A 9,243-nucleotide genomic window follows, 5' to 3' on the forward strand; every position below is an offset into this window, starting at 1 on the left:
TGGAAGTTGGGCGGTGTTGCATGGGATTTGTTTAGGGGTGATTGTGTTGTTTTTGGGGATTATCTATGCACTTAAGGCAGGCTAAAAATTAAGTTATCTAACACCGATGAATCTGCCTTTGCAAGGGTGAAGGGGGGTGTTGTGCTATAATTGGGATGTGCATAGAATCTTAGGCTCTCACTCGAGGAGTTTTCTTGAAAAAAGTTATCGTTAATGCAAGTGCCCTGATGGATCCTAAAAATGACTTGGCAGGGTGTAGCTTTTATGTTCTGACCTTAGTCCAAGCCCTAGAAAAGCATTTTAAAGATCGTGATGTGGAGATCACGCTCTATGCCTATGGTAAGCTGTATGCTAATTTAGAAGAATTGTTAAAATTCCGCTCTCTCTCTCTCTGAGCAATCTAACAAGCCTCATCAACCCCATCAACGCAAAACTTTTATCCAACGTCTCCAATCTCTCACTCCGGGTAAATTGTATCGTTACACAAAACACAGCCTGAGCAGATTTTTACAAAAAATTTTTGCATATTCCTTGATTGAAGATGCTTACTTAATTTTTAAATACCGCTTTTTTTGGAATAAGAACAAGATTCTTGGAGATAGATCCTTTGATCTCTGCATTGAAGCGGGCTACACGTTTTTTGCTATTTCTCCTATCAAGACCAAACAAACCTTATTTATGATCCATGATCTGCCTCTATGCGACGCCAAAGCATGGTGTATGGATAAAGATTCCAAGTTTATTTGGAAACACTACATTTACCCTAAAATTGCGGCTTGTACACAGATTATCTGTTTTTGCGAACATGTCAAATCTGATATTTTAAAAACCTTTGCGTTTCCAAAAGAACGTATTCATGTGATTTACCATGGACTAAGGGCGTATAGAGATGTTAAAAAGGAAGCCTTGCCACCTCATTTAGGAGAGTTTATCTTAGCAGTCGGGCAAGCCAAGCGCAAGAATGTGTTGCGCTTAATTGAAGCCTTTATGCTTTTACCCCAAGATTTGCAAAGGCGTTTTAAGGTGGTGCTCACAGGTACGCATAATGATTTGAGCGTAGAGGAGAGGTGCTACTGCCAGCAAGACTTTGTGATCAATCTGGGCTATGTTTCTGATGGATTGTTACAAACTCTTTATGCACATGCCCATTTGCTTTGGTGGGGTAGCCTAGCAGAGGGGTTTGGATTACCTATGGTAGAGGCCATGCAGGCCCAATGTGTGGTGCTTTCCAGTAATGTTTCTTGCATGCCAGAGATTTTAGGGGATGCGGGGATTTATTGTGATCCGTATAATGTCCAAGATATCGCTAAACAATTAGAAGTCGCCCTCACTCATGAGGCCTTACGCCAAGAATGTGTCCAAAAAGGCCTAGAACGGGTTAAGTACTTTAATTTTGAAGAAAGTATGCAAAAGCATTTGGCCATTGTGGAGGCAATGTTGGAGGCATGAGACATCCTAGGCCAATTCACAAAGCATATTCTGCGAAAAACTTTTTAGAATCCTTTGACCGGGAATATTGGAGATGGACACGAGGGTGTTGAGCATCACGATGGGGATGAAAGATTGTTGGTAGAGATCACATCTCAAGTCTTTCAAAATTTCTAAAATATGTTTGAGGGTTAAAAAATCCTCAATATGGGGGCTTTCCAAATAGTGCTGGTATGTCCTATTCAAGCCAAAGGGAATGGCTACATCCAACACGAAAGCGCGATCGGATTTAACCAACATCTTCATGCCAAAATAAGTGTTGTGTCCAAAAATAGAGCCCGTATCGCCGGTGATATACTTTTTGATGTAGGCAGAGTCAGGCAACACAAGGCTTTCTGCGGGGATTTTATGCTCCAAGTTTTGTAGATGATCCACGAACAAACCGCTTTTATCTAAACCGATCCAATTCACATAGCTGACACGATCTTGTAGCGATCGATCGTAGAGATATTGCAAAAACACCCGCACCACTTTAAAAGCAAAATCATCCAACCGGCTAAAAAGAGCTAGGGGACCATCTTTGATAAAAAAAATCTTGGGCAACCATCCCCACTGCTTAGCTTCTATTAAAAATCTAAACATGGAGAGCATGAGCACCACCTCAAACACGCTCATCACATAGGACTCTATGGCTCCAGCCCCTAAAATTTCATCAACCAAAGTGTGTAGCTCAAAACAATCGGTGATATAAATTTTTGCCCCACAAGCACAGGTTAAAAAATCGTTTTGTAAATCCTTATAAGACGCGCTTTGTTTTTTAAAAATGTGCCTATCCCCACAACCTGCACATGCGATCTCTATAAACCCCCCTCCCCCTCTGTATTCTTGAAACACAAGCCATTTAATAGTGTTTAATAAAGAATCGCCATCCTCGTTAAGGCCATTGTCTCTAAAAATTTCATAGAGTCTTTCTCTAGTGGTGGTGATAAAATCTTTTTGGTCATGACAGTAGCCTTGGATGGAGAGCACAAAAGAAAAGCGTTGGAAGTCTTTTTCTAGTCTCTCCAAATCATCGGGGTTAATGATCTGCTGTTTTACCAGAGATTTTAAGTCTTGGAGCGAAAAAGTCAAAATCCCCACATTGTAGAAACAAAGCCTCTTGGAGGGAAACCTGCCATCTATGCACACCTCTTCATACCCTCCATCCACCACAACAAGGCGTTCGATCTGAGAATCCACTCGGTTTTGGATTGTGGATAAAGCGGTGGCAACACTGTCAAAATCTATATCCAATGGCGTATCTATCACCCCACACCTCGCTAAATACGCCTTCACTTTTTCATTTTCAACAATACATTGGTGGTTGATCTTAGATGCTCTCTCCTTGCGATAACCCATACTAATCCTTATCTTTAAACTTATCGATCTGCACGGGGATAATAAAGTTGTTGGAATAAGTTTTGACCCGCGCAAAGCCAACATCATTATTTTTGATAATGCTTTGGGAAAAGTCGCTAAAGTCGTAGTATTTTTCCAAAACTTTAAGTTCATCCTTATTGTTGAGGTGCGAGATGAACCAGTTTTGGGTATTTTTCAAGATACTAGGAGCGATGGAGCTGACCTCTTGGGTGGAATAGCTAATGCCTATATTGAGCTTTGCCCCCTCTTTGGCAAGGCGGTTATAAATGTTTTTTAAGTCCTTGTCGTCTTTGGGGAAGATGTTGTGCGCCTCTTCAAAATACATTTGGATAAACTCCGGTGCTTTGTCGTTGGTGAATTTCTCCATAGACCTAGCAAAAATATGCGCACAAAGTCTCGTGATGTATTTTTCTTGCACCTCTGTAGATGCACTAGATAAATCCACTAAAACAACCTGCCCAGCGCGCAGGGCAGAATCTATTTCTTGCTTATAATCCTCGCTCCCCTGTGTAGAATGCAAATGTCTTAAGTCCATCAAAGCTTTATACCCACTCACATTAGTAGCTTGCAGAACTTTTAATAAGGCCTCAAAGTCCTTGTCTTTCTCGTATTTTGTATCCAACTGATCCAACCCTTCAAAGTACAAACACGCCACTTCAAGAGAAACACCCTCATGGTATTTAGGCTCATTGCTTGTTAGAGTCTTGTTGCTCTGACGTGTAAATCTCGTAAATTTAACTTGGTAGTTCTGCCCATGCAAAAACTTGGCTCTATGCAAGATACACTTGTAAATCGCCCTTTTTCTTTGCTTGTGCCTTTTGACTTCCTCATCATCTCCTTCTCGATCGAACATATCCACAGCCTTGAACGCCCTAATATAATCTGATGACTTCAGTAAGGCAACTTCATCACAAAATAAGCCAAAGGATTCCTCCAGTGTCTTGTCGTTGTAAAAATCGTATCGAATCGCTTGGACATCCTCATACCCCTGTGTCTTAGACAAAGAGAGGCTAAAACGCCTGACCTTGTTGGTGTCTTTGAGCTTGTCGTAAATACAGGTATTATCTTGTTGGTTAGCAAAGGTGTATTCTCCATTCACATCAAAGATAATCTGCCCAATTTGTGATTCATTGCGTTCTTGGTTGAGTTTTTCAATTGCCATGACCACAATCTTGATCGTGTTGGATTTGCCCATGCGAGTCATCCCAAAAAAAGCACTTCTGCGCGCCACAACATCCTCTACACGCAAATAAACATCGGGCGCGTAATCCCCCTCTTTGTCGTAAGATTGGCTTGAGGCGTATCTCAGTTTGCCTATTTTTTGGCGCAAGTAATCGCTATCTTTGGTATTTTCATTAACAATCACACTAAGCTCGGTTTTTTGGGGTTTATACACCCTGTAATGGTGTGCCCCTAGAAAATTTTCTATATCGGTCCCAAAGACAAGTTTGTCCTGCTCCATATAAAAGGTCCCCAAAACACGGCACAGCAAACCTGAAAACTGGTAAAAGTATTTAGTGATTGTATCGGGCTCTAAGATCTCTTTTCTATTTTCTTTTCTGTCAATGTGGGCGTTAGTGAGGGTCTCTGCGATCTGTTTTGTCTGTGGGATTTCAGCCGTCCCTACCACTCTAAGTAAAATCCCCTCCATCTGCCCTGCACGCAACACATTGCTATAAATTGCTATTAAAAAGCAGCCTAAAGGCACTCCCTTGACATTGTTTTTATCGTAGTCGTTAAGTAAAACTTTAGCCTGTGTGTAGTCCAACTCGTAGAGATTGCCCACAAAATTTTCTTCTTGCTTGATTTTTTCAAAAAAATCCAAGTTTTTTGCCGTTGCAAAATCTGTGAGCGCCATCTACAACTCCTTTTTTAAGATTAAAATCCGATCGGTTTTTGTGGCTTGCCCCTTTTTAGCCCCCCAAATGCGTGTTGTCTTGGCATTGCTCTTAGCCCGATCTTCTAAAATCTCCTCTAAATGCAGCGCACACCCTCCATGGGCTTGTATCCAATCCCAAGTTTTTTGAGCCAAATTAAGCGCGTGTAAATCACCAATCACCACCACCGCGCGCCCACCCGGTTTTAGCACCTCTGCCCAACTATTAAAGAGTTCTTGCAGATAATGGGCATATTTTTCAAAAGTTAAATTGTCTTTGAGTCCCTCAAGTCTGTATTGGTTCTGCTTAAACCCCTCAAAATCCTTTTTGAACAACCAAAAGCGAATCCAGTTGTATTTGCCATAGGAGATATTTTTCAGATAGGGGGGGCTGGTGATGATCAGAGCGATAGAGTTTTTGCCATATTTTTCACGACTTTTTGGGAACACTTTATAGCATCGGCATTGAAACAATATCCCCTTTGATAGCGGCTCATATCCTGCTGGGGGTATTTGGAAGGCGCAAACAAAGAGTCTATTCTATACTCTAGTGATTGAAACACATCTTGACGCAATTTCTTAAGACCGTGTTTGGCAACAAAACCTCTAATGTAATTGGCAGACATGCTAAAAGTGTTGGGCATATCAATGCTACAATACATGGAAGTGCCGTCTTTGCGGTGTTTGCCATGCATAATGCCTGCTAGAGTAGCCATGATGAAGTTATCTACAGGCCTAGAGAGTTTTAAGCCTTGCTTGAGATAGACTAATTGCGGGAGAGTCAAATTTTCATCAAACAACATCCTAATATCCATATCCACGCCTGCAATGTCTGGAGGCTGGTAGTGGCGTGCCAAATCATTCAAGCGTTTCTTAATTTTGCTAATCTTTGGGATATTTGTTTTGGCTTTGATCAAACAAAAAGCCAGCGGACTTAAATCATTGCCAATACCAATGCGCCCCATTCTACAGGCTTCAAAGGGGGCTGTACCACGCCCAGCGAAGGGATCATAAACTAAATCATTTTCTTGGGAATACCGGGTAATAAAAGAATGGGGTAATACGGGAGGGAACATTGCTAGGTAGGAAGCCATAGAGTGGATTTTTGAAAACTCTCTGTAAAGCTTAACGCGAGAAACTTGCACAACCCACTCTCCAGTCATAAGACAATGACCTTATTATATACGAAAAAAGCTTTGTGGGCATAAACAGTTGGCACGCCCCCAGTGTTTTGGAGATGCGCGTGCTATTGCAGGTTTGGGGATATTGAAATAGAATTGTCTTTGAGGATGAGATGACTTTGGATCAAATCCTTAGGCAAACTTCTATGGCAAGTGAGACCTAACATCTCTCTGTGAGACTCGTAGGTCTTTGGCGTACGCCTTGATGACGCATGCTGGTAAAAGTCTTAAGGGCAATAGGGAGTTCTTCTAGGGCAAAGCACCCTAGAAACGCGGGCAATTTTAGAGATATTGCCCAATACGCGTGGCTGATTTCCCCATGCAAGATAATGGATAGTTAGGATTTGTAGATTCAGATGGCTGGAAGATTCCGCGAAATTCCTAAGGAAGTGATACATTTCTTGCTCTAAGATTTTAGAATAGCGTACCATCACCGCGCTAAAATCATAGAGCGGGTCTTTCCTGTTTTCTTGATATTCCATTGCGGCGTAGAGAATATTGTCTAAACTGGTGTGGTGGAGTTTGTAGGCATAATCTCCAAGGTTAAAGGTGATGAGGTGTTTCTTGAGCTGGAGGAACCGCTTACTTTTAAAGACTCCAGAGTGATCGCGAATTGCAAGAAAGTTATGTTCTTTATCCTTGGACTTGGGGCGAATCTTGCCAAAGGCAACATGCCTCTCCTTTTTCAAGACATCTAGGCGCAACTTGATCACATCATTTTGGTAGTAATCATTGTAGAGAATCAAAGATTGCTCACGATCGCCCCCTAAAGAGCCAGTCAAACAGATTCGGGGTGCTTTTTTGCAGTGTTTTCCCACACCTTGGGCAGATGTTGGATAACTTGGCCAAATCCACCCCGCTCAAGCAATCGCTTTTAAAAGACACCATCCTAGAATACCCACAAGTACAGACAAATTTGATAGGTTTGGGGGCAATGGGCATGATCACTCCTTATTTGCCATTGTAGCAAAATATGGACTCCAAAAACTCTCTACATTGTTGTAAGGCTAGAAAACGGTGTGAGATGGCATTTTTTTCTAAACGATCCATGCTCACATGATAACCTTGAGGGACAAAGAGCGGATCATAGCCAAAGGCTTGGGGATTAAGGGGAGCTTGAATCACCCTTCCTCGACACTCTCCTCTAAAACTTTGTTGGTAAAATTGCCCCCTTATCCTAGCACACATCCCCACCACACACACAAAAGACGCTTGAGATTCTCTAATCCCTAGTTCTTGCAAACAGGTCAAGAGTTTAAGATTGTTACGTGTGTCGCCCAAGTCTGTCTTAGGGATGGAAAAATGTTTTTGGAGGATGGCTTTAGCCCCCTCTTTGATGCCAGCAAATCTAGCGCTGTAAATACCGGGCATCCCCCCCAAGGCCTCCACACACAGCCCGCTATCATCTGCCAACACGCACAGATCCCCCTGTTTCTCTTTCAAGAGATTGTAAATGGCCTGCGCTTTTAGGCATGCGTTTTCTTCAAAGCTTGCGCCATTTTCCAAGACTTCTACCGTCTCTAAAAACGCGCGGTAACTCTGTACTTCAAAATGGGCTAGAATCGATCGTACTTCTTGGAGCTTATGGGGGTTGTTGCTAAAAAAAATAATTTGCATTAAAATCCTTCATCTGTTAGAATACACGCATTTATATTAAGGCTGATGGTGGAGTTTTACCAAACTCTCTTGCACTTTTTTATAGACCCCACGCAAATGCTCTTAGCCACTATGGGGGATCATCTCCTAGAGAGTTTAAAACTCCCTCTTAATGCCTTATTGACTTTAGCGTTGATGGGGTGGGCGTATCAACGCGTGCGCTTGGGGGATTTGTTTCATGTGCGCACGCTGTTTTCTCTAGCAGGGTTCGCGCTCTTTTTCGTGCTGTTCAACTATGCATGGAGACACCCGCAAGACTTTTATCGCATCCTTAGAAGTCTTGTCTTCTATGGCTCAGATGTGCTCATGGAGCTTGTGCGCTCTAGTTTACAGCACACAGGCAACGCGCATCTAGATTTTGCTTTCCTAGTGAATCAAACCTTCCACACCCTAGGTTTGATCTTGCAGACGATGGACACTTCTAGATTTGATGCCTCTAGTCTCTTGGGCGTGGCTCTATTGTTTTCTCAGGGCGCGTTACTCACTTTGCTCTTGGCGTTGGCCTTAATGGTGGCTATAGAAATTTATCTTTGGCTAGCCCTAGGGGTGCTCGTGTTGCCCCTAGGCTTTTTTGCCAGCACGCGGAAAATCCTTTGGTTATATGTCAGAAAGTGCGTGGCGCTGAGTTTTTACCAACCCCTTATTATTTTGCTTGCCTTTTATAACGCCCGCGTGTTAGAAACGCTCATCCCCACACTCAGCACCCTCCAAGCGTATGAGACCCATTTATTCGTCATTATCAGCACATTGCTAGAAGTCTTTCTTGTGCAACGTATCCCGCGCTTTATCCATGCACTATGCGACACACATGGAGGGGTACAAGATGTCATGCAGCTAGCCAGTGTGAGTAAAACGAGCCTCTTACAAAGTGTGGGCGCGCTCTACCCCACCACAGCCCCCTACCTGCACCAATCCAATATCTCAAACACGCACACCAGCTCCTCTTCTCAAGAAATGTCCTTACATATCCAAACACTCTCTGATTCAAAACCCCATATAGACACCACCACAATAGGGAGTAAATATGAAAAATAGACATCTTCTAGCGGTGATCCTAGCCTTAAGTCTTGGGGCTTGTACGGGGCGTTACTACGAAATGCAAAAGAGCCCATGCGCGCAAGTACCCCCTGCTAAAACGCACCGGACACTCTTAAGTTAACTCTCAAGAGCACCTAGAAAGTGGATTAGTGCAAACTGTCCTCACTTTGCATGTCGTGGATTAGCTTATCAATGACGCGCCTTTGGGCGGAACTAAAAGTGTATTGCAATTGCACGAGCTCCTTAATGCGATCGAGCACCTTTGTGTCCACAATAAAAAGGGCGATAACTTTGTCATAAGAAGACAGAGTAAAAAAAGTCTTCTCCTTGAAAATTTCAGGGGTGTCGATAGCCTTATCAATGCAAAGGAGCAAGACGCTTTTTAAATTGTCCGATTTGAGACGTTTTCGATCCAGTGCCCAGCTGAATTTAGAATAGATGGAAAAGGCGACCATGCGTCTGGCATTGAAATACGCGCTCTCTCTAGCTTCCTCTCCATTAGTCGCTGCGTTATTCAGGCCATAGCCCATCAAAAAATGCTTGGATTTGACCTTGGGGGCTTGGGGGGGAAGGGGGTTAACTGATTCCCAAAGCACATCCGGGCTTTCATTGGGGGCGGGGGGTTTTTGGGCTTGGTGCTCTTGG

The 9,243-nt window shown here is 43.0% G+C and carries 12 protein-coding genes; 4 read left to right on the forward strand and 8 right to left on the reverse strand.

Annotation, left to right across the window (positions count from 1 at the left end):
- The first annotated feature begins 194 nt into the window (after positions 1-194).
- Both EAO38_RS07955 and EAO38_RS07960 read left to right on the forward strand, forming a co-directional pair.
- Positions 195-395, forward strand: a complete 201-nt coding sequence (locus tag EAO38_RS07955; RefSeq protein ID WP_121022721.1) for a hypothetical protein — start codon at positions 195-197, stop codon at positions 393-395.
- Between the two features lie 325 nt (positions 396-720).
- On the forward strand, positions 721-1,449 hold the full coding sequence (locus tag EAO38_RS07960) for a glycosyltransferase family 4 protein (RefSeq protein ID WP_235852584.1): 729 nt from the start codon (positions 721-723) through the stop codon (positions 1,447-1,449).
- A gap of 6 nt (positions 1,450-1,455) precedes the next feature.
- Here the strand turns inward: EAO38_RS07960 and EAO38_RS07965 are convergent, their stop codons facing one another.
- The 7 genes from EAO38_RS07965 to EAO38_RS07990 form a co-directional block, all read right to left on the reverse strand.
- Positions 1,456-2,826 (reverse strand): DNA double-strand break repair nuclease NurA, encoded by a 1,371-nt coding sequence (locus tag EAO38_RS07965; RefSeq protein WP_121022725.1) that lies wholly within the window; start codon positions 2,824-2,826, stop codon positions 1,456-1,458.
- Between the two features lies 1 nt (position 2,827).
- The gene (locus tag EAO38_RS07970; protein WP_121022727.1) at positions 2,828-4,705 is read right to left on the reverse strand and encodes an ATP-binding protein; all 1,878 of its coding nucleotides are present in this window, start codon (positions 4,703-4,705) and stop codon (positions 2,828-2,830) included.
- Entirely contained in the window at positions 4,706-5,173 is a 468-nt protein-coding gene (locus tag EAO38_RS09270; RefSeq protein WP_235852585.1) for a DNA methyltransferase, read from the reverse strand.
- The gene (locus EAO38_RS09275; RefSeq protein ID WP_235852586.1) at positions 5,125-5,868 is read right to left on the reverse strand and encodes a DNA methyltransferase; all 744 of its coding nucleotides are present in this window, start codon (positions 5,866-5,868) and stop codon (positions 5,125-5,127) included. The genes EAO38_RS09270 and EAO38_RS09275 overlap by 49 nt, the downstream gene beginning before the upstream one ends.
- 263 nt (positions 5,869-6,131) lie before the next feature.
- A complete protein-coding gene (locus tag EAO38_RS07980; RefSeq protein ID WP_162982745.1) occupies positions 6,132-6,686 on the reverse strand; it encodes a hypothetical protein in 555 nt (184 codons plus the stop codon).
- Positions 6,658-6,846, reverse strand: a complete 189-nt coding sequence (locus tag EAO38_RS07985) for a hypothetical protein (RefSeq protein WP_121022731.1) — start codon at positions 6,844-6,846, stop codon at positions 6,658-6,660. Before EAO38_RS07985 ends, EAO38_RS07980 begins: the two co-directional genes overlap by 29 nt.
- A 9-nt stretch (positions 6,847-6,855) precedes the next feature.
- Complete coding sequence (locus EAO38_RS07990) at positions 6,856-7,521, reverse strand: non-canonical purine NTP pyrophosphatase (RefSeq protein ID WP_121022733.1); 666 nt, start codon at positions 7,519-7,521, stop codon at positions 6,856-6,858.
- 48 nt (positions 7,522-7,569) lie between these two features.
- On the opposite strand from EAO38_RS07990, the gene EAO38_RS07995 reads away from it, so the two are divergent.
- Together EAO38_RS07995 and EAO38_RS08000 are read left to right on the forward strand one after the other, a co-directional pair.
- Entirely contained in the window at positions 7,570-8,595 is a 1,026-nt protein-coding gene (locus EAO38_RS07995) for a hypothetical protein (protein ID WP_121022735.1), read from the forward strand.
- Complete coding sequence (locus EAO38_RS08000) at positions 8,585-8,719, forward strand: type IV secretion system protein VirB7 (protein WP_121022737.1); 135 nt, start codon at positions 8,585-8,587, stop codon at positions 8,717-8,719. Before EAO38_RS07995 ends, EAO38_RS08000 begins: the two co-directional genes overlap by 11 nt.
- Positions 8,720-8,744: 25 nt before the next feature.
- Here the strand turns inward: EAO38_RS08000 and EAO38_RS08005 are convergent.
- Positions 8,745-9,243 (reverse strand): hypothetical protein (locus tag EAO38_RS08005; protein ID WP_235852587.1); only part of this gene is annotated, 499 nt, incomplete at its 5' end.

The sequence above is a fragment of the Helicobacter vulpis genome (assembly GCF_003660395.1).
GTDB classification, from domain to species: Bacteria; Campylobacterota; Campylobacteria; order Campylobacterales; family Helicobacteraceae; genus Helicobacter; species Helicobacter vulpis.